The sequence below is a fragment of the Bradyrhizobium sp. SZCCHNPS1003 genome, assembly GCF_032381555.1.
Taxonomy (GTDB): Bacteria; Pseudomonadota; Alphaproteobacteria; order Rhizobiales; family Xanthobacteraceae; genus Bradyrhizobium.
Window position 1 is genome coordinate 47213 of the sequence record NZ_JAUHIU010000001.1, and the last position, 20170, is coordinate 67382.

General features: G+C 65.4%; 17 protein-coding genes. 1 reads left to right on the forward strand and 16 read right to left on the reverse strand.

Annotated features, from left to right (window positions below; all coding sequences use genetic code 11):
• Positions 1-309 precede the first annotated feature (309 nt).
• From QX126_RS00255 to QX126_RS00300, 10 genes are all read right to left on the reverse strand, one after another.
• Entirely contained in the window at positions 310-1701 is a 1392-nt protein-coding gene (locus tag QX126_RS00255) for a M20/M25/M40 family metallo-hydrolase (RefSeq protein ID WP_315778603.1), read from the reverse strand.
• A 130-nt stretch (positions 1702-1831) separates the two neighbouring features.
• Positions 1832-2179: a RidA family protein gene (locus QX126_RS00260; protein WP_315737085.1), complete on the reverse strand. Its 348-nt coding sequence runs from the start codon at positions 2177-2179 to the stop codon at positions 1832-1834.
• A 7-nt stretch (positions 2180-2186) separates the two neighbouring features.
• Complete coding sequence (locus QX126_RS00265) at positions 2187-3320, reverse strand: FAD-dependent oxidoreductase (protein ID WP_315778605.1); 1134 nt, start codon at positions 3318-3320, stop codon at positions 2187-2189.
• A complete protein-coding gene (locus tag QX126_RS00270) occupies positions 3317-4723 on the reverse strand; it encodes an NAD(P)/FAD-dependent oxidoreductase (RefSeq protein WP_315778607.1) in 1407 nt (468 codons plus the stop codon). The genes QX126_RS00265 and QX126_RS00270 overlap by 4 nt, the downstream gene beginning before the upstream one ends.
• Positions 4720-5016 carry a (2Fe-2S)-binding protein gene (locus QX126_RS00275; protein WP_315736978.1) on the reverse strand — a complete coding sequence of 99 codons (297 nt, stop codon included), beginning with the start codon at positions 5014-5016 and terminating at the stop codon, positions 4720-4722. Before QX126_RS00275 ends, QX126_RS00270 begins: the two co-directional genes overlap by 4 nt.
• Positions 5017-5050: 34 nt before the next feature.
• Positions 5051-6187, reverse strand: a complete 1137-nt coding sequence (locus tag QX126_RS00280) for an FAD-dependent oxidoreductase (RefSeq protein WP_315778608.1) — start codon at positions 6185-6187, stop codon at positions 5051-5053.
• 11 nt (positions 6188-6198) lie between these two features.
• Positions 6199-7008, reverse strand: coding sequence for an ABC transporter permease (locus QX126_RS00285; RefSeq protein WP_315778610.1), 810 nt, complete (start codon positions 7006-7008; stop codon positions 6199-6201).
• Positions 7005-7886 carry an ABC transporter permease gene (locus QX126_RS00290; protein ID WP_315736974.1) on the reverse strand — a complete coding sequence of 294 codons (882 nt, stop codon included), beginning with the start codon at positions 7884-7886 and terminating at the stop codon, positions 7005-7007. Before QX126_RS00290 ends, QX126_RS00285 begins: the two co-directional genes overlap by 4 nt.
• Positions 7883-8926 (reverse strand): ABC transporter ATP-binding protein, encoded by a 1044-nt coding sequence (locus QX126_RS00295; protein WP_315736973.1) that lies wholly within the window; start codon positions 8924-8926, stop codon positions 7883-7885. The genes QX126_RS00290 and QX126_RS00295 overlap by 4 nt, the downstream gene beginning before the upstream one ends.
• Before the next feature lie 192 nt (positions 8927-9118).
• Positions 9119-10150, reverse strand: a complete 1032-nt coding sequence (locus QX126_RS00300; protein WP_315778612.1) for an ABC transporter substrate-binding protein — start codon at positions 10148-10150, stop codon at positions 9119-9121.
• Between the two features lie 220 nt (positions 10151-10370).
• On the opposite strand from QX126_RS00300, the gene QX126_RS00305 reads away from it, so the two are divergent.
• Positions 10371-11336, forward strand: coding sequence for a LysR substrate-binding domain-containing protein (locus QX126_RS00305; protein WP_315778613.1), 966 nt, complete (start codon positions 10371-10373; stop codon positions 11334-11336).
• Positions 11337-11384: 48 nt separating this feature from the next.
• On the opposite strand, the gene QX126_RS00310 is transcribed toward QX126_RS00305, so the two are convergent.
• From QX126_RS00310 to QX126_RS00335, 6 genes are all read right to left on the reverse strand, one after another.
• Complete coding sequence (locus QX126_RS00310; protein WP_315778615.1) at positions 11385-13007, reverse strand: PEP/pyruvate-binding domain-containing protein; 1623 nt, start codon at positions 13005-13007, stop codon at positions 11385-11387.
• A gap of 11 nt (positions 13008-13018) precedes the next feature.
• Positions 13019-14944, reverse strand: a complete 1926-nt coding sequence (locus tag QX126_RS00315; RefSeq protein WP_315778617.1) for a hypothetical protein — start codon at positions 14942-14944, stop codon at positions 13019-13021.
• A gap of 273 nt (positions 14945-15217) precedes the next feature.
• Positions 15218-16255: a zinc-dependent alcohol dehydrogenase family protein gene (locus QX126_RS00320; RefSeq protein WP_315737083.1), complete on the reverse strand. Its 1038-nt coding sequence runs from the start codon at positions 16253-16255 to the stop codon at positions 15218-15220.
• Between the two features lie 204 nt (positions 16256-16459).
• On the reverse strand, positions 16460-17464 hold the full coding sequence (locus QX126_RS00325; protein ID WP_409999061.1) for an FAD:protein FMN transferase: 1005 nt from the start codon (positions 17462-17464) through the stop codon (positions 16460-16462).
• Entirely contained in the window at positions 17445-19649 is a 2205-nt protein-coding gene (locus QX126_RS00330) for a PepSY domain-containing protein (RefSeq protein WP_315778620.1), read from the reverse strand. The genes QX126_RS00325 and QX126_RS00330 overlap by 20 nt, the downstream gene beginning before the upstream one ends.
• A gap of 23 nt (positions 19650-19672) precedes the next feature.
• Positions 19673-20143, reverse strand: coding sequence for a DUF2271 domain-containing protein (locus QX126_RS00335; RefSeq protein WP_315736963.1), 471 nt, complete (start codon positions 20141-20143; stop codon positions 19673-19675).
• Positions 20144-20170 lie beyond the last annotated feature (27 nt).

A 20170-nucleotide genomic window follows, 5' to 3' on the forward strand; every position in this document is an offset into this window, starting at 1 on the left:
ATCACGGGAACCGCGGCGGAATGTTCCGGAGCGCTGCGCTGATCGCGCGCACAAGGGGAAGCGGAACTTACCGAATCACTCGGCTGGTCAACGGGGTCGTGCATGTGGCAGCTCCGAGCCCTGAAGCGGCGTTTACTAATCTCTTCCGAGACTAGGCGATATCAACTGCGTTAATCCATGCGCGATCTCGCCGCGTGCGGCCGATTCGCCCGCAACGCGACGAACCAGCGTGTGCTTGCCATCCGTTCATGGCTGCTCGATGACGCCTCCCGCACTGCACGCGAGATCGTGATGGGCGTTGCACCGGCATCAGCGCTCGCGCGCGCCGACGCGGTCGAGCAGTGCCGCACCGGTGCGAATGCCATTGTAGAAGCAGTCGATCGTCATGTTCTCGTTCGGCGCGTGATTGGCCTCGTCGGCATTCGCATAGGGAACGACGAAGGCCGGGACGCCGAGGATCTTGGTGAAGACGTAGTCCGGCAGACTGCCGCCAGTGCACGGAAATTCGAGGGGCGTGACGCCCTGTGCCAATCGAATCGCGTCGCGGATGATTGCGCCATAGGGCGAATCGAGCGGCACGCGCGAGGGCAGCATGCCGCCGCGGGGGATGAACTCGACCTCGGGCGCGTGCTTCCTGACATGGGCCTCGACCTTGGCCAGCACGTCGCCCGGCGTCATCGCTTCGACCAGGCGGATGTCGCATTTCACGACCGCCTCGCACGGCAGGACGGTCTTGCTGCCGGGGCCGCCATAGCCGCCGTGAAAGCCATTGATGGTGAGCGTCGGGTGGAACATCAGCCGCTCGTAGTAGCCGCGTTCTGCCGGCGCATCGAGGCGGCTGAGACCGAGGCTTGCCTTGGCGGCATCGAGATCGAGCGGCAAACGCTTCACCGCAGCGACGTCAAGCGCACTTGGCGGCACGATCGCGTCGTGGAGACCGTCGATCGTGATCTCGCCGGCGGCATTCTTCATCGTCGCAAGCAGATGCACCAGGGTCCAGATCGGATTCGGCACGATGCCGCCGAGATTGCCGGAATGAACGTCGCGGATGGCGTGCTTGGCGCGCAGCTCGAACGAGCACATGCCGCGGACGCCATAGGTCATGGTCGGCCGTCCCGACGCATGCATCGGGCCGTCGGCGGTGACCACGAAATCGGCCTTCAACTTCTCGCGATGCGTGGCGACAAACTCGGCAATGCGTGGGCTGCCGATTTCCTCCTCGCCTTCGAGCAGGAAGATGACATTGCACGGCAGCTCGCCGTGAACCTTGAGATGCGATTCGATCGCCATGAGCTGCGCGAAATGCTGCCCTTTGTTGTCGCCGATGCCGCGGGCATAGATGCGGCCGTCGCGGATGGTCGGCTCGAACGGCGGACTCAGCCACAGCTCCAGCGGATCCGGCGGCTGCACGTCGTAGTGCCCGTAGAGGAGCACGGTCGGCGCGCCCGGCTTGTTGTGCCAGCGTCCCAGCACCATCGGATGACCCGCGGTCGGCACCGCCTCGGCCTCGAGGCCGATCTCCCGCAGCATCCTCACCAGCAGCGCAGCCACCTCGGCAATGCCGACATTGTGCGCGCTGATCGAGGGATGGCGCACATAGTCCATCACGCGGGTGAGAAAATGCTCCCTCTCGGCGTCGATGTGCCGGAACACGGCAGCGAGACCGGCGGAAGGAGATGGAACGGTGCGGGCATCGCTCATGAGGTCGTCTTTCGTCGCGTGACGTTGCAGTCACACCATGTTCGATCGAAATCCCCTCAAAAGCAAATGACGCGCGGAGCGAGTCCGCGCGTCACCCTCGATCACATTTGTCCGAGCCGAGGCGTTGTGCTCAGCCCTTCAAGGCGGTGATGACGATCTCGATCAGCGCGCCGCCGCCGAGATCGGAGACGCCGACCGTGGCGCGAACCGGCAGATCGTCGCCGAAAAACTCGGTCCAGGCCGCATCCATCTCCTTCTTCTTCGACAGGTCGGTGACGAAGATCTGGCCGGAGACGACGCGCGACTTGTCGGTGCCGGCCTCTTTCAGGAAGCCGTCGATCTTGCCGAGAATATTACGGGTCTGCTCGCCCATCGACACCGAGGTGTCGTCGGCGATGGTGCCGCCGATGAAGACGAAGCCGTTGGCCTCGACGATGCGGTGATGAATGGCGGAACGGATCTTGCGGGTGATCGTCATCATGTCCTCATGTCGTTGACGAAGGGGTGGAAGTCTGAAAGCGCGCAATGCCGAGATCGCCGATGCGCGTCTGGGTGCCGCCGTGCACGATGAGCTCGGCCATCACCGCGCCGGCGCCGGGGCCGAGCTGGAAGCCGTGCGCGGAGAAGCCGAACTGGTGATACAGCCCCTCGTGCCGCGCACTCGGTCCAAACACCGGAATGTCGTCGCGCATGCGCGCCTCGATGCCGGCCCAGGCACGCACGATGGTCGCGCTGCGCATCACCTCGAACAGCTCCGCGACGGTGCGCGCACTCTCCGACAATTTGCGCCAGTCCAGCACGGTCTCGTTGCGGTCCTGGTCGGGCGTTGCAAGATGGCCCCCGCCGATCAGCACCGTGCCGTTGGGGAACTGCTTGAATGACAGTTTGCGGCCGCGCAGGATGACGACGGGATCGATGAAGTGCGCGACGGGAGACGTGATCATCAGCATCGGCGCGATGGTCTCGACCGGGACCGGCTCGCCGAACAGCGCGGCGATCCGTCCCGCCCAGGCGCCGGCGGCATTGACCAGCACCGGCGCGGCAAAGCTCTCAGGACCGACGTCGACATGCCAGAGCTTGCCGTCCTTGCGGATGTTCGTCGCGGCCACGCCCTCGCGAATGAGGGCGCCGAGCTGCTCCGCCTTGCGGCGGAACGCCGTCGTGGTGCGCGCAGGCTGCGCCGCGCCGTCCCGCCGCGACACCACGCCGCCCGGACAGCTCTCCGCCACCGCCGGCACGAGGCGGCGCAATTCCGTGCCGTCGATCAGCTCCTCATGGGTGAAGCCGCGCGCATTGAGATCGGCGACGCGGGCACGGCAGGCGTCGAGCTCAGCGTCGTTCTCGGCGACCAGCACCTGGCCGAAGCTTTCGAAGCCGCAATCATCGTCGACCAGCTCGCCGATCCTCTCCCAGATGCCCATCGAGCGGATCGACAGCGGAATCTCCGCGACGTCGCGCGCGAGCTGGCGCACGCCGCCGGCGTTGACACCGGAGGCATGGCGGCCGGCATAGTCCTTCTCGATCAGCACCGGCTTCAACCCGGCCAGGCATAGATGCAGCGCGGTCGAGCAGCCGTGGATGCCGCCACCCACGATGATGGCATCCTTCTTCACCGTCATCCGCGCACCACGGCCTTGGTGGCCTCTTCGGTCTTCGGCAGGCTCGCGAGCTCGGACAGCATGATCGGCTTCACCGGCGCGCGCAGCCGGTAATAGCCGATCTCCTGCGGGGTCTTGCCGCGCGCCTGCGCCATCAGCTCGGTGACGGTGAGGCCACACAGCCTGCCCTGGCACGGCCCCATGCCGGTGCGGCGATAGGCCTTGAGCTGGTTCGGTCCGGTGGCCCCGATCGCGACGGCGTCGAGCACGTCCTTGGCGGTGATCTCCTCACAGCGGCACACGATGGTGTCGCCTTGCGGGATACGGAACTGTTCTGCCGGCTGGAATAGAACGTCGAGGAAGACACGGCCACGCTCGGCGCGTTTCAACTGCGCTGAATAGTCCAAAACCTTTGCCTGGGGCCGAAGGGCCTTGATGGCGCTGGCTGCCGCGATGCGTCCGCGCCACAGCGCGGCCTGCGCACCGCCGATGCCGGCACCGTCGCCGGCAATCGCGATGCCCGGAATCGAGCTGTTGCCGCCGGCGTCCAGCACGGGCGTCCAGCACAGCTGCAGCTCATTCCAGCGATGCTCGACGCCGGCGGCCATCGCCAAATTGACGTTCGGCACCACGCCCTGATGCAAGAATAACAGCTCGGCCGGCAGCGTCTCGCGCTTGCCGCCCGCGGCGACATAGCTGACGGCGTCGAGCTTGCCGTTGCCGGTGGCAGCGAGCTCCGTCACGCCCGTGGTGACCGGCACCTTCGCGCGCACCTCGCGCATCATCGCCAGACCCTTGAGAAAATAGGACGAGGTCACGAAGGCGAAGGCGTGCGGCAGTGCTGTGATGTAGTTCGCGCGCGGCGTGGTGTCGAGCACGCGGTCGATGCGGCCGCCAAGCCGCAGGATCTGGGCGGCGAGCAGCCACAGCAGCGGTCCCTGCCCTGCGATCACCGTCGGACAATCCGGCACCAGCCCCGACGATTTCAGCACCGTCTGCGCCGCGCCCGCCGTCATCACGCCGGGCAGGGTCCAGCCGGGAATCGGGAACGGGCGCTCCTGCGCCCCGGTCGCGATGATGACCCGCCCGGCCTTGATGAAGGCCGAGCCGCCGCCGACGGAGACGCCGAGCTCGAGCTTGCGATCGAGGCTCCACACCGTGGCCCGATGGATGATTTCGGCCCCGCTGGTCTCGGCAGACTTTGCGATCTCGGCCCCGGACCAATAATCGGTGCCGAGCAGCGCTTCACTCTTCACCGGCGTCGAATTGATCGCGCGCCAGACCTGCCCGCCGGGACCAGCATTCTCGTCCAGCAGCAAAGTCGACAGGCCGGCGCCGGCCGTCGCGGTCGCTGCGGCCAGCCCGGCCGGGCCAGCGCCGATCACCACGACGTCGTATTGATCATGCTTCGGCGCCGCGCTCATTTGCCGATCTCCCGCTTGCCCTTCTGGATTTCGATTTGCATGCCCTCGGCGACCGGGACCAGGCAGCCCTGCCGATTGCCGACGCCATCGATGGTGACCAGGCAATCGAAGCACACGCCCATCATGCAGTAGGGCAGCCGCTTGGCGCCGCTGACCGCGGTCGAGCGCCTGACGTCGAGACCCGACGCAAGCAGCGCCGCCGAGACCGTGTCGCCTTCGCGCGCGGCGATCGCCTTGCCTTCGACATGGATCGTCACCGATCGCCTGGCGTCACCCTCTGCTCGCTTGAACATCATCATCTCCGCGCCCGTGCCGGGCCTCTCACTATCAGTAGTAGCCACTGCCGCCCGCTCCCGCCTCGCTATCGAAGCGATTGGCCGTGAAGGCGCCCACCAGCTCCGGCTCCAGCGCGCCGTCCTTGACCATGCGCGCGATGTCGAACGCGTGGTTCGCCGCGAGCGTCACGCCGGAATGGCAGCAGGCGACGAAGGCGCCTGGGTGGCTCTCCGACTGCTCGTAGATCGGGAAGCCGTCCTTCGGCATCACGCGGATGCCGGTCCAGCTCCTGACGACGTTGAGCCGCGCCAGATGCGGGAAGGTGCGCTGGGCGCGATCGGCCATGACCGCGTTGATCGGATGGTTCTGCACGCGATCGTCGAGCTCGTCCTCCTTGCTGTCGCCGATCATCACCGTGCCTTCGTCGGTCTGGCGGATCGTGGTCAGCGGATGCGGCAGGAACGGCATCGTGCGCTCGGTCACGACGATCTGGCCGCGCGTCGGGCCCATCGGCGCCGACAGCCCGACCATCGGCGCCAGGGTCTGGTTGGCATTCCCTGCAGCGAGCACCACCTTCGCTGCGCGTACCTCGCCCTGCGCCGTCGTCAGCCTGAACTCATCGCCCTCACGGGCAATCGCGCCGACCGCGCGTTCTGGCAGATAGTCGACGCCGAACTGCTTCATGCCGGCATGCAGGGCGCGGAAGGTGCGCAGCGAATTCACGTGGCCATCATAGGGACAGAAGCTGCCGCCGGAGACCTCCGGGCCGATCAGCGGCAACATCTTCTTCACCTCTGCCGCCGGCAGCATCTCCATCTGATAGTCGGCGGCGCCGACCTGATTGTGCATTCGCGCCACGAGCTGCGCGCGCTGCTCGTACTCGGCCTCGCCGAGGGTAAGGTGAAAGCCGCCGTTCTGCTGCAGCACGACGTCGAGCCCGGTCTGAGCCTTCAGCTCCTCGGCGAGCTTCGGCCACGCCTTGGAGCCGCGCACCGTCCAGCCGGTATAGGCCGGCATGCCCAGGCCCTTGCTCTGCACCCACACCAGCGCGAAGTTGGCGCGCGAGGCGCGTTTGGCGATATCGCCCTCGTCGAGCACGGCGACGCGCTGGCCGAGCCGGCCGAGCCCCCAGGCAATCGCAGAGCCGAGCAGGCCGCCGCCGACGACGGCGACGTCATAGTCTCTCATCGTAGTGTCTCCTATCGTCCTGCGTCGCCGCCTTTGGCGGTGAGCACGCGGTCGAGCCCGTAGAAGCGGTCGAGCAGGATCAGGACGGTCATGGTGATGGCGATGACGCTGGCCGATACCGATGTCACCAGCGGATCGATGTTGTCCTGGATGTAGAGGAACATGCGCACCGGCAGGGTCTCGGTGCCGGGCGTCGCCAGGAACACGGTCATGGTCAGATCGTCGAACGACTGGATGAAGGCGAGCATCCAACCGCTGACGATGCCGGGCAGGATCGCGGGCAAGGTGACGCGGCGAAACATCGTCCAGCCGTTGGCGCCGAGCGAGATCGCGGCCATCTCGATCGAGCGGTCCATGCCGGTCGCGGCCGCAAGCGTCAGCCGCAGCGCGAACGGAAACACCACGACGACATGGGCGATCACCAGCGCCACGAACGTGCCGCCGATGCCGACCGACGTGAAGAAGCGCAGGAAGGCGATGCCGAGCACCACATGCGGGATCATCAAGGGCGACAGGAACAGCGCCGACAGCGCGTCACGGCCGCGGAAGCGATAGCGGCTGATCGCGAGCGCCGCCGGCACCGCGAACAGCAGCGCCACGCACGACGACAGCGCGCCGAGCCACAGGCTTACGCCGAAGGCGTGGACGAACTCCGGATAGTCGGCGAGCGCCCTGAACCAGCGCAGCGAGAAGCTCGTGATCGGAATCGACAGAAAGCCTTCCGGCGTGAACGCGACCCAGCACACGACGAGTATCGGCGCCACCATGAAGACGACGAAGACGGCATGGAAGATCAGCGCCAGAGGACCGTTCCTGCTCATCGGAACATCTCCTGGTAGCGGCGCTCAATCAGCGCATTGGAGCCGACCACGATCAGGACGAGCGCGATCAGCAGCAGCACGGCAACCGCGGCGCCGAGCGGCCAGTTCAACGTGTTGAGGAATTCGTCATAGGCGAGCGTCGCGGCGACCTTGAGCCTGCGGCCGCCGATGATCGCCGGCGTCGCAAAGGCGCTGGCGGACAGCGAGAATACGATGATGGCGCCCGACAGCACGCCCGGCATGATCTGCGGCAGCACGATGCGGCGGACCACCGTCAGCGAGCTTGCACCCAGCGACAACGCCGCATTCTCGACCTGCGGATCCAGCCGCTGCAGTGCGGTCCATACCGCGAGCACCATGAACGGCATCATCGCGTGCGCCAGCGCGATCACCATGCCGGTCTCGGTGAACATGAACCGGACCGGTGAATCGATCAGGCCTGATGTCATCAGGAGCTTGTTGGCGAGCCCGTTGTTGCCGCCGAACAGGAGCGCCCAGCCGAGCGTGCGCGCAACCACCGAGATCAGCAGCGGGCCGATGATCACCAGCAGGAAGAGGCCCTTCCACGGCCCCTGCATGCGGTTGAGGATGTAGGCCTCGGGCACGCCGAACACCGCCGTGATCAAGGTCGCCAGCACCGCGACGCGGAAGGTGCGCCAGAACATCTCGGCGTAGTAGGGGTCGTCGAAGATCTCGATCCAGTTCTTCAGGATGAAGACTGGCTCGATGCCCTTGTACTGGCCCCAATCATGGAACGACAGCATCACCGTCATCGCCAACGGGATCACGACGACTCCCAGGAACAGCATCAAGGCCGGCAGCGCCAGCGAAAGGCCGGCGCGCGTCTCGGACGAGTTGGACGCGATGGTCGCGCTCATGCTGCAGCCTTCGCGGCGCGCAGGCTCATGTCCGAGACCTGCCAGACGAGATGCACCGCTGCGCCCTGCTCAGGCTGCGGTTGGCCGTCATTCTGCCGGATCACGATGGCGGGCCCGCATTCGGTGTCGCATTGGAACAGCCAGTGATTGCCCTGGAAGATGCGGCTTGTGATGCGCCCTGCAAGACCGGCGTCACCGAAGTTGATGCGCTCGGGCCGAACACTGACGGCGACGGAGCCGGCCACGCCGGCCGGCGCCGGCGCGCTCCAAGATCCCGCCACCAGTCTGGCCTGCCCCCCGGTGCGGTCCACGGTCGCAGCAAACTCGTTGGTCTTGCCGAGAAATTGCGCGACGAAGGCGGAGGCCGGCTGCTCGTACACCTGCTGCGGCGTGCCGATCTGCTCGATCCTCCCCTTGCTCATCACGACGATGCGGTCGGATAGCGACATCGCCTCGATCTGATCATGGGTGACGAGGATGGTCGTGGTGCCGAGATTGCGCTGGATCTGGCGCAGCTCGATCTGCATGTCCTCGCGCAGGCGCGCATCGAGATTGGACAGGGGCTCATCGAGCAGCAGCACGCTCGGGCGGATCACCAGCGCGCGCGCCAGCGCGACGCGCTGCTGCTGGCCGCCGGACATGCGGCGCGGATGACGGTCCTCATAGCCGGCGAGGCCGACCAGCGCGAGCGCCGCGCGCACGCGCTCCTCACGATCCTTGCGCGCGACCTTGCGCATCTCCAGGCCGAAGGCGACGTTCTCGGCCGCCGTCATGTGCGGAAACAGCGCGTAGCTCTGGAACACGATGCCGAGCCCGCGCTTCGCCGGCGGCATCGCGACCAGATCCCTGCCCTCGAGCCGGATCGCGCCGTGCGACGGGTCGAGGAAGCCCGCGATCATCTGCAAGGTTGTCGTCTTGCCGCAGCCGGACGGCCCCAGGAACGAGATGAACTCGCCCTTGGCGACGCCGAGACTAAACTCCTCGACCGCCGTGTTGGGGCCGAAGGACTTGCCGACGCGATCAAGCTCGAGGAAGGACATGCTTTGGATCCAGATGGGCGAGGAATGCTGGCGCCGCGCGCACGGTGCACTCCCCTCCCCCTTGCGGGGAGGGGCCGGGGGTGGGAGGCGGCCCGAAGACCATTGGTGTGGTCCCTCCCTCCCCGACCCTCCCCCACAAGGGGGGAGGGAGAAGACCGCCGTCGACGAGAGAGGCTCGCAACAAACGACTAGTCAGCGCTCGACTTCGCGATTCCAGCGCTTGGTCCATTCCTCGCGCTTCTCGTTGACCACGCTCCAATCGGGCGCATAGACCTTGGCGGCACGCTCGCCGATCGGCGCCATCGCGCCGACGCCCTCGGGCACGACCACGGACTTCACCACCGGGCCGTAGCCATATTCCTTCAGCATCGTGAGCTGGATCTTCGGATCGAGCAGCAGCTTGATAAAGCTCGAGGCCAGCGGCGAGACCCACGGCTTGGCGATCGGACACGCCGTCGTCAGCAGGCTCACGGCACCTTCCTTCGGATAGACGAAATCGACCGGGAAGCCGGTGTTGGCGAAGCTCTGCACACGGCCGCTGCCCCACACGGCGATGACGGCCTGGCCCGATTGGAAGAGCTCGGTCATCTTGCCCGGCGACGGCTCGTAGGCCAGCACGTTCGGATTGATGTCGGTCTTGAAGATCTTGAAGCCAGCATCGACGTTCGCTTCGCTGCCGCCGTTCATCTTGGCCAGCATCAGCAGGACGTTGAGGCCGTAGGTGTTGTTGATCGGCGGAATGACGAGCAGCTGCTTGTATTTCGGATCCTTGAGATCATTCCACGACGTCGGCGTGGCCCAGCCTTTCTCGGCGAACACCTTTTTGTTGTACATCAGGCCGGTGGCGACGAGACCGATCGCGACCGCCTTGTCGTCCTTGAAGCGCGCGACATCGAGGAGATCGCCAGGCAACCCGGTGACCTTGTCGCAGAAGCCGAGCTGGATCGCCTGGTACATCGGACCGTCATCGACGATGGCGACGTCGATCTGCTGATTGCCCTTCTGCGCCTGCAGCTTGGCGAGTGTGTCGGTGGAGTTGCCGGCGACGTATTCGACCTTGACGCCGTTGGCCTGCTCGAACGGCGGGATCACTTCCTCGCGGATGGTCTTCTCGAACGAGCCGCCGTAGCCGGCGACATAGAGCGTCTTCTGCTGAGCCCAGACCTGTGAGGCTGAAGCCAGGACGGCGACGCTGACCGCCATCAGGAGTTTAGGGTGCTTCATCGGACCGATCTCCATCATCTTGGATATGAGACGGTATTAAATAACCGCCCCAGGGAGATCGGGCTTGGCCGATGCATCCGCAGTCCAGAAAACCCGGAGCTGACGAGCCTAAAAAACGAGCCACCCCTCACCCTGCCAAAAAAGATCGCAGCAGAGGCTTTGATCGTCCAATGAATAATGGCACCCTGTTCATACGCAAATGTTATGGACTGGAGGACTGATGGCGCGGATCAACTCGCGGCAGGTCGAAGCCTTCCGGGCGATGATGCTGAGCGGCAGTGTGACCGAAGCCGCCAAGCTGATGGCGGTGACGCAGCCGGCGGTCAGCCGGCTGCTGCGCGACCTTCAGGCGCTGCTCAAGATGGAGCTGTTCGAACGGCGCGGCACCGGGCTGGTGCCGACCGCCGCGGCAACGGCGCTCTACATGGAGGTGGAACGCTCCTTCGTCGGGCTCGATCGCATCACTGCAGCAGCCGAGGAAATTCGCGGCCGGCGCACCGGCACGCTGCGCATCGCCGCCCTGCCCGCTCTTGCCAATGGCTATCTGCCGCGGCTGGCGGGCGGCTTCCTGCAGGAGCGGCCCAATCTCAATCTCGCTTTTTTCGGCGTGATCTCGCCGATCGTGATCGACTGGGTGCTGAACGCGCAATGCGACGTCGGCTTTGCCGAGGTGCCGATCGCCCATGCCGGCCTGCCGAGCATCAAGCTGCCGGCGCTGGCGCGCGTCGCCGTCCTCCCGGCAGGCCATCGGCTTTGTGCGAAGACAATCTTGGTGCCGCGCGACTTCGAGGGGGAGACCTTCATCTCGCTCTCGTCAGGCTCCACCAGTCGGCATCTGATCGATCAGATCTTCCATCGCGAGGATGTCAGGCGCGTGCTGCGGGTCGAGACGACGCTGTCGGAAATCATGTGCGGGATGGTGTCGTCGGGACTGGGCGTCTCGATTTGCGATCCGTTCACCGCGCGCGAATTCGACGGCCGCGGCGTGGTGATGCGGCCATTCACGCCGCGCATCGATTTCGAATTCGCCGCGGTGTTTCCGCCGCAGCGCAGCCCCTCGCCGGTGGCGCTGGACCTCGTCGAGTCGGTGCGACGGGCCCTGGAAGAGCTCGGCCGGGCATCAAGCGCTGGAGAAGCCGGGGAAGGCTTGGTGGGGGGCCTGGTGGGCGCACCTACGACCTGCTGATTGAGCGGCGTATGATCCGGTCCTTCGCCTAGACCAGGGTTCAACTGGTCAGGCCGCGGGCGCTTCAGCGATTGCGCCCCCAGGGCCGGTATCGCGCGGAAAGCGCCATGTCGACAGCTCCGCAAGCTCAGCTTCGGGCCGTTGCGCGACGATTTCGCCGCGTCCCAGGTAGAGACGGCCCGTATTGCCGTCGACGGTGATCCAGTCGCCGAGGGACACGACCGCTGCGCCGATACGTGCCTGCTGCGCTTCACCATCGACCCGGATCGCGGCGCAACCGACCACGCAGGGCTTGCCCATCTGACGGGCGACGAGAGAGGCATGCGCGGTGCGGGCGCCAACGGCCGTGACGATCCCGGAGGCCGCGGCGAAGCCGGCGATGTCCGCGGTGCTGGTGTCGTGACGGATCAGAATGACCGGATCACCTGCCGCCGCGAGGCGTTCCGCGGACGCGCTGTCGAAGGCCGCCCGACCCGTTGCGACACCGCCGGAAGCCGCAACTCCGACGGCTGCGGGCTGGCCGGCCGAAACGAGCGACGTCTCCGTGAGTGCCTCGACATCGATGCCTTCAAGTCTTCCCAGGGCCTCTTCCCGCGTGATCGATCCTTCGTGCACGAGGTCGACCGCGATGCGGAGCGCGGCGCGCGGGGTGCGCTTGGCGGCTCGTGTCTGCAGGATCCACAATCGGCCTTCCTCGATGGTGAATTCGATGTCCTGCACATCGCGAAATTCACTTTCCAGCCGCTTCAGAGTTGCACGCAGCCCTAGCGCCACATCCGGCAGCGCCCGTGACAGGGCCCTCTCGGTTTCCGGCGTCCTTCGGCCGGAGACGACGTCCTCGCCCTGCGAATCGAACATGACGTCGATGACCGGCTCGTCCGCTCCCGTCGAGGGATCGCGCGAGAATGCGACGCCCGCACCGGACGACATGCCGCCATTGCCAAACACCATGGCCTGCACCGTGACCGCCGTGCCCTTGAGCTGCTCGAGGCCCTCGAGCCGGCGATAGGTCCGCGCCCGTTCACTGGTCCAGGATCGATAGACGGCCCGCGCCGAGCGTTCCAGCTGCACCGCGGCATCTTCGAGCCATCCGTCATCATCGGCCTCTTCCAGGAGCTTGTGTTGGTCGCAAACCAGCCGCTCGAGCGCCTCGCTGTCCAGCTCACGCTCGCTGCTGACGCCTTCAGCGGCAATCATCTGGCTCAATCGCTCGGCGAGCGGGGCGGGATCGATCCCGATGACCGTTTCGGCGTAGCTCTCGAGCAGGCGCCGCCGGCAGTCCCAGGCCAGCCGCGGCCGCCCCGTTGCACGCACCAGACCGCGCACGGCGCGCGATGTGCAGCCGACATTGAGAACGGTATCCAGCATGCCCGGCATCGACCGCGCCGCACCGGACCTGACGGACACGAGCAGCGGATTGCGCGAGCAGCCGAACGACTTTCCGGTCGCCTGCTCGAGAAAGGCGATCCCTCCTTTCAGTCCGTCAACGAGCTGGCGCGTTGCCTGCCCCTTGCCGGCCACCACGTCGGCGCAGAGCTGCACCGGCAGCACGAACGCAGGCGGCACCGGCAGACCCAGCGCCGCCATCCGTGCGAGATTTGCCGCCTTCGCCCCGACCTCTTCGGCGCCAGGCAGCTCGCGCCGGCCATCCCCGATCCGCACCATCATCATCACTTCGTTCCCTAGGCCGAGAGGTCACTCATCGTGTAGCGCCGCAGCAAATGGCCGAAGCTCGCCAGGCAGTCGGTCGCGCGCTCGATCGCCCGCGCGAGCTCCAGAGCGCCAAGAGAGGCTGCCAGATCGAGCCCGCCGGAGAACACGCTCGCAGTGATTTCCCGTTCCTTGGCATCCGCCTGGTGCTCGGCATCCATCAGCCGGGCAACCGCCGCCAACGCATCTTCCGAATCTGCTCGGCGGCCTTCCTGGACCTCGGCAGCGGCGGCGAGACCCGACGCGGCGTGCTCGGTTGCCGACACCGCCACCAACGCGAGCGCCCCCAGTGCGGATCTGATCTCGGGCTTCAGCGCGCCCGGCGCCAGCGACGCAATGAACGCAGCCTGCTCCAACTCATCGATCGCCTGCTCGATCCGGTCGACCAGGTCGCCGATCACCGGCCGCGCAGCGAGCCGCGCGATTTCCGCACGCGCCTCGATGGCGATCCTGTCGGCCTTCCGCTCGATCCGGCCCGCCCGCTCCGCGAGCTGCCTGACCAACGTCGGCTCCGGCTCGATCATCGACACGGCCTGTTGGACCAGCGCCGCCACATCGCGCGCCAGGCCGATCTGTCGGAGCACCATCGCGAGCAATCCGCTATCGACGCGATCGAGATGCCTGACCAACTCGGCGCCGATCCGGTCCCGCGCCAGCCGTGACGACTGCCCCTCGCGCAAAGCCTCGGTCGAGACCTGCAGGCACGTCTTGAGGAAACCGATCGCGGCCTCGCGCCCCAGCACCTGGTCGAGCCGCTCGCCGAAGCCGATGCGCGTCGGTGCCGCGCTGCGCACGGCTGCGCCGAGCAGCTCGCTGCCGCCAAGCTCCAGAAAGCCGCGGTGACCGACACGCTGCCGCGCCGCCCATTCCAGGATACGAACCGCATCGGTCTTGGCGACCCAGCTGCGCAGCAGTTTGCGCGCTTTGTTCCAGTCGATCAGGAACACCAGCGAAGATCCGATGGCGGCGAGCAATTCGTCGCGATCGTCGGGCGCTCCATACTCACAAGATCCGGTGACGAGATAGAACGTCCCGTCGTCCTCGAGCCCCGCGGCGGCATGCTTGTCCAGGCCGCTCCATTTCAGCGAACACTCGTCGAACAGCGATACGAAGAACTTCGCGCGCGCCAGATGAACGTCGGTATAGGTGATGGTCACGGCTCTCGCCGTGACCACGATGACGATCACATGCGCATCGGTGGTGCCGATGTCGTTCTGGATGACCAGCCGGTCGCCCGCCCGGATTGCGGTCGTATCGAGCCCGGGATGATTGAACTTGAGCGGTCTCGTCTCGTTGAGCCCGCGCATGAAGCTCGCGATCGGTGCGCGATCGGCGTCCTGCACGCCGAAGACATGTGCGCCGGCGATGACCTCCTCCGAGTTGCTCGCGGCCAGACGGTTCAATGCCTTGTGCAGGTCCATCACCAGCCGATGCAGGCTGTCCGGTCCGTCATGCTCGACCCCGGTCAGCCGACCGACGCGGGCGATCTCGATCTCCGGCGTCGCTTCGAGGTGACCCGCGCTGCGGATCGAGGCCAGGCGTCTTTCGAACTGCTGACCTTCCGACGGATTGCCTGCGGCGGCGGCACCGATCATCGCGAGAATATCGCCCTCGATGCCCTTCAGCAGAGGAGCGAGTCCCGGTGCCACCACCTTGTCGTCGCCAGCAAGATGTGCGCCGCCGATCAGTGTGACGAGCGCCGCAGGCGCCAGCCCGGCAGCGCGGCTCTCCATCGCGAGATCAGGCACGTTCGCGCGCGGCTGTCTTGCATGTTGGACCGCGGCCTGCAGCGCGCTGAGGCGGAGCTTGATGCGATCGTTGGCGGCCAGTCCCTCTGCCACGAGCTGCGGCAGCAGGACGTCGGGTTGTCCGAGCTCTCTGACAATTTCAGTTTTCATCGGCGCACGTCGCTGTTTGATAACGGCCTCGTAGCAGCCGGCGAACGGTGCGGTGTTGCGCTGGATCATTCATCGAAATGTCACATGCGGCGATCAGCGCTGGAGCTCGGCAGTCCGCAGATTGCGCGCGTCTTTCCCAAAATGTCGCAGTCGTGCGATCGATGCCTTCGTCCAAGCCTGCGACGACCGAGCTGAACCCTTCGTCTGGATCGAGAAAAGGTTAGCCAGCGCCCCTTCAAAGGCTGACGTATCCCCCGGCTATGAGTCCGGGTACTAGAACTCGATCAGCACCTTCAGGGCGTGCGTACTGGCAGCTGCTCCGAAGGTCTCATAGGCGTCCAGGATCTTTTCGAACTTGAACCGATGGGTGATGAGCTTCTTCGCGTCGATCCTGCGAGATTGTACCGTTTTAAGCAGCATCGGCGTGGTGACAGTGTCGACGAGCCTTGTCGTGATCGCAATATTGCGGTCCCACAGTCGCTCCAGGTGCAAATCGACCTTGACGCCGTGAACACCGATATTGGCAATGACGCCGCCGGGCGCAACGATATCCTCGCAGACGATGAAGCTCGCCGGCACACCGACCGCTTCCATGGCGGTGTCGACGCCGCGACCGCCCGTCATCTCCATGATCTTTTCAACAGCCTTGCCATCCTTGTTGTTGATGACAGTTGTGGCGCCGAAGCGGGACGACATCTCCAGGCGATTGTCGTCGAGGTCGATCATGATGATTTCGGCCGGCGAGTAGAATTGGGCCGTCAGCAGGGCTGCCAAGCCGATCGGGCCGGCGCCGACGATCGCCACCGTCGAGCCGGGCTGGACCTTACCGTTGAGCACGCCGCACTCGAAGCCGGTCGGAAGAATGTCGCTCAGCATCACCAACGCGTCTTCTTCGGTTCCGGCCGGCACATGATAAAGGCTGGTGTCAGCAAACGGAGTACGCACGTATTCCGCCTGCGTTCCGTCGATTCGGTTGCCAAGGATCCAGCCGCCGTTCACACAATGGGAATACATTCCGCGCCGGCAATAGTCGCAGGTCCCGCAGGAGGAAATGCAGGAGATGATGACGTGATCGCCCGGCCTGAAGGCGGTAACGGCGCCGCCGATCTTGTCGACGATGCCGACGCCCTCATGGCCAAGAATTCGGCCGGGTACACAGGTCGGAACGTCGCCTTTCAATATGTGGAGGTCAGTCCCGCAGATTGTCGTCTTCACAAGCTTGACGATGGCGTCGGTCGGAGCCGAAATCTCGGGTTTCGGCCTTTCCTCAACGGCCTTCTTTCCCGGACCGTTATAGACGAGCGCCTTCATGACCATCTCCTCTGCGTCGCGGACGAAAAATTCGCAGAGGAAGCTAAATGGGCGACGATGCGCGAGCTTGATGTTGGTCAAACCTCTCCATCCGGCTGCATCACGATGATTTGTCGGAACCAAGATCCAGCATCGAGAGCCAATCCACCGCATGGCCGTTTGCCGCCGTACTAGGCAGCTAGGCGGAGCGCGTGCACATCGACCTCACCCATGTGATAGATATTGCCGCCTCATCTCCGCCGACGCTGCCCAAGGCACCTCGAACGCCGGACCGACGGGAATCTCGACCAACCTCTCGTTCCCTCGCTGGATAAGCAGGGCACTGAGGCCCTGCGCCTGCGCCAGCGCCTTGCTCTGCACCGGACCGAGGACCATGAATGCCGTCGCCCATGCGTCAGCATCCATGCAGCTTGCCGCGACGACGGAGACTGAGGCGATTGCGTTGTCGATGGGACCGCCGCGTGACCGGTCCATGGTGTGAGACAGACGTTTTCGCCCGAGATCGATCCAATGCCGGTAATCGCCTGAAGTAGCGACCGCCGCGTCCCATAATTCAATGACGCCAAGCGGACCGCGCCGTTCGTAGTCGGGCTTTTCCACCGCCACGCGCCACGGTGTTCCGTCCGCCTTGGCGCCTCGTGCTTTCAGCTCTCCATCCAGACTGACGAACGCATTGGAAATACCGAAGGCCTCGACCGTTCGCATCATCTCGTCCACGGCGAAACCCTTGGCGATTCCTGAAAGGTCCAACGTAGACTGCGCGTGTTTGCGCACCCTGCTTCCCGGCACATCCAGCTCTAGAACCGTATGGGTTGGCGGCAGTCGCTCACGAAGCGCCATCTGGATCGCGTCCTTGTCGGGAGCAGAGGCAGCAGGTCCGAAGCCCCAGGCATTGACCAGGTGCCCCAGGCCGATGTCAAAGGCTCCGCCCGATGCATGTCCGATCGTCACGCCCCGTTGCAGAACTTGCATGATCTCGGCAGGTAGGGATACCCAGACGCCCTGCGCGGCCGAGTTCAATCGCATCAGATCGCTGTCCGGCTTCCATGTGGACATCTGGCGGTCGACGCGATCGACGGCACGAGCCAGGGCGGCCTCCAGTGCGGCAATGTCGGTGTCAGGAAAAGCATAGACCAGCGCCGACCAGCGCGTTCCCATCGTGGCGCCGCTCAATGCGTGGCGAACAAGATCAGTAGACATCTTCAGCAAGCCTCCCCTGGGCCTTGAGCACCATGGGCGTCAGGCCGGTCGGCGCGAGCACATCAGCTATCGCCTCCGTCACGCCCGCCGCCATGTCGCGCCCACCACACACCATGACCTGCGCACCACCGGCGATCAGGGCACGAAATCGATCGGCGTCCTTGCGCAGCCGATCCTGCACATAGCCGCCGCCTTTCACGCGCGAGAAGGCGGTGGCCAGGCTCGTCAGCCGTCTGTCATTCAGCCAGCCGGCGATCTCGCGCTCATAGAGGAAGTCCGAGGCTGGATCGCGGCCGCCGAAATAGAGATGCATGGGCCTGCGCGAGAAATTGGCGCGGACCAATCCCGCCAGGGGACCAATGCCGGTGCCGGCGCCGATCAGGATGACCGGCTTTCGTCCGCGCGCCGGCCGGAAGGCTGGATTGGCCTTCACGAAGGCCTCGACGCTGTCGCCCGGCTCAAGCCCGTGAAGCAGGCCCGAGCAAAGCCCGCCGGGATGTTTGCGCACGCAGATCTCGACAAATCCATCGCTGGTCGAACTGGCCAACGAATAATAGCGCGGTGAGGTGCAGCCCGGCGGCACGATGCCTATGAGGTCGCCTGCCGTGAAGCGCGGCCAGCCGCCCCCTGCGACGCGCGCGAACATGCGGCTCATCGGCAGCGCGAAGCGCAGCACGCAGGTTGGCGCCTGCACCTCCGCGCCGTAGTCGACGCGGTCAACAAGCGTCAGGGTATGCGTGCGCGGCCGCTCAGGCACGTGCAGCAGCGCCAGCTCTTCGCCCATGACCTGCGACAGCGCCTCGCCCCATCGGGCGAATTCCTGCTCGGATTGGCGGTCGATCGTCTCGAGCGGCATCAGCGACGCCCAGCCCTTCCGCGCCAACGTCGCTTCGACGTCGTGAGCGAATTGGCAGAATTGCGGGAATTGCCGGTCACCGAAGCCGAGGACCGCGATTGGGAAAGGCGGCGGCTCTGTGATCCCGTCAAGGCGTTTGAGGAACACGCTGGCCGTCGCGGGAGCCGCGCCGTCGCCATAGGTCGCGGCCAGCAGGAACATGCGCCGCGCCGATGGATAGGATCGCAACAAGCTATCCATCGAGGCCGTATGAACCCTGTGTCCGCTAACCGTCAGGGCGGCGTGCAGCGTGCGGGCAAAGCCCCATGTGCTGCCACCCTCGCTCCCCACCAAGATCACGGTGTCGGCGTTCTTGGCGACAACGTTGTCAGCAATTGGAGCATATGCACGGCGCCGGCTCCACCACATCACAGCTCCGCTCAAGCCAAGTACCGGAACGTTGAGGGCACTGACGCCCAGCAGCAAGCCGAGCCACCACAGCCCTTGGCCGGTGTGCAGCATGTAGATGAATTCGTAGATCTGCCGGGCGATTGAATGGTCGTGCCAAGCCAGCAGGCCTCCGCCCGCGGGATCGACATATCCTTCGCCGGTCGCGGTGGTCAGGTGAAAGAGGTCGTCCGGGTTCGCCGGGTTGGGAAAAGTCAGCACTCGGAGCTGGGAAAGATCGATGCCGCGCAAGGCAGCGATTTGCTCGACGGGAAGAGCCGGGCCGCGGGTCGTCGCCGTCGGGAAAGCGGGCGCCTGCGACATGCCGTCCGAAATCAGTCCGAACGTGGTGAGCGACAGATAGAGCGCCGTCAGAGTTGACAGCAGAAGCCCACCAGCCGCCAGCCGGCCGAGGTCGGTATGTAGTCGCTGAATGCCATTGCCGCGCGCCCGGCTGAGAATCTGTCCCCATCCTCCCATGCGCCGGGCGGTCATCTGCAGGCCAGACAGCAGCAGGACCAGCATCGCCAGCGCGCCGGCGCCGGCGGCCACGCGCCCGCTATCGCCGAGAAAGAGCGAACGATGCAGGTTGGTCATCCAGCGTTCGAATGCCGAGCGCGTGTAGTCCGAAACAAATTCACCGCTCACAGGGTTCACCACGCTCGCGGCCGGGCCATCGTTCCCGGAATAGAAGGCGATGATCTTACCGGAGGGCAGGCGTTTGAGCTCCTCCACACCAGGATAGGTGCCGACGACTCGGCCAGCCAAAGCGGCGACGGTGACACTGCTTGGCGAAATTGCTTCAGCCCGATCCCAGGCCGGAATCGCCGACAGCACCGAACCGCTGATCGCGAGTGCCATCAGCGGAATGATGACGAAAAGGCCTAGAATCCGATGAATCCAGCGCAGCATGACATCCATCCCTGTCCATAGGCCTACATGGCGTAGGTGAAGGAGCGGACGTAGCTTCGGCCCGCCGCGGGCCGACTTGCTCCCGCGGATGTCAGCGGAACGACCACCTCGGACGGGCTGTCCCGCATGTCCTCGGCGGCGGCGTCGATGTGGAGCTTGTAGCCTGCATCAAAGAGCGCATCCGCGAGGTCCAGCGTGACTTTCAGCGTCCGGCCGGCACCGACGCTGGCACCCGTAATGCCGTTGATTTCGGCGGGGTTTCCGCGGGATCCTCGGTTCCAACCGCTGAGATGGCTGTAATATTTGGACTTTGAGCCCGCCACCCACAGCGTGCCTTTATAGGCGCCCGTGGAATCGGTCACGTAAAGCGCGAGATAGGCTCCGTTCCCGCCATAGTTGCTGAGCGTGGTGGTCAGCGTGACAGGACGCGCCATGGCGAGCCCGGGAGCGGTCAGCGCGGTGGTGACGGCAAGGACGGCGAGCAGCGATTTCATTGTTGGTCTCCAGCAGTGGCGTATTGA

Coding starts and splice junctions, on each gene's coding strand:
- QX126_RS00295 (WP_315736973.1), bottom strand. CDS start 8,926: ATGTCCTTCCTCGAGCTTGATCGCGTCGGCAAGTCCTTCGGCCCCAAC.
- QX126_RS00270 (WP_315778607.1), bottom strand. CDS start 4,723: ATGAGCGCGGCGCCGAAGCATGATCAATACGACGTCGTGGTGATCGGC.
- QX126_RS00320 (WP_315737083.1), bottom strand. CDS start 16,255: ATGAAGGCGCTCGTCTATAACGGTCCGGGAAAGAAGGCCGTTGAGGAA.
- QX126_RS00280 (WP_315778608.1), bottom strand. CDS start 6,187: ATGAGAGACTATGACGTCGCCGTCGTCGGCGGCGGCCTGCTCGGCTCT.
- QX126_RS00315 (WP_315778617.1), bottom strand. CDS start 14,944: ATGAAAACTGAAATTGTCAGAGAGCTCGGACAACCCGACGTCCTGCTG.
- QX126_RS00310 (WP_315778615.1), bottom strand. CDS start 13,007: ATGATGATGGTGCGGATCGGGGATGGCCGGCGCGAGCTGCCTGGCGCC.
- QX126_RS00255 (WP_315778603.1), bottom strand. CDS start 1,701: ATGAGCGATGCCCGCACCGTTCCATCTCCTTCCGCCGGTCTCGCTGCC.
- QX126_RS00330 (WP_315778620.1), bottom strand. CDS start 19,649: ATGCTGCGCTGGATTCATCGGATTCTAGGCCTTTTCGTCATCATTCCG.
- QX126_RS00265 (WP_315778605.1), bottom strand. CDS start 3,320: ATGACGGTGAAGAAGGATGCCATCATCGTGGGTGGCGGCATCCACGGC.
- QX126_RS00335 (WP_315736963.1), bottom strand. CDS start 20,143: ATGAAATCGCTGCTCGCCGTCCTTGCCGTCACCACCGCGCTGACCGCT.
- QX126_RS00285 (WP_315778610.1), bottom strand. CDS start 7,008: ATGAGCAGGAACGGTCCTCTGGCGCTGATCTTCCATGCCGTCTTCGTC.
- QX126_RS00260 (WP_315737085.1), bottom strand. CDS start 2,179: ATGACGATCACCCGCAAGATCCGTTCCGCCATTCATCACCGCATCGTC.
- QX126_RS00275 (WP_315736978.1), bottom strand. CDS start 5,016: ATGTTCAAGCGAGCAGAGGGTGACGCCAGGCGATCGGTGACGATCCAT.
- QX126_RS00290 (WP_315736974.1), bottom strand. CDS start 7,886: ATGAGCGCGACCATCGCGTCCAACTCGTCCGAGACGCGCGCCGGCCTT.
- QX126_RS00305 (WP_315778613.1), top strand. CDS start 10,371: ATGGCGCGGATCAACTCGCGGCAGGTCGAAGCCTTCCGGGCGATGATG.
- QX126_RS00300 (WP_315778612.1), bottom strand. CDS start 10,150: ATGAAGCACCCTAAACTCCTGATGGCGGTCAGCGTCGCCGTCCTGGCT.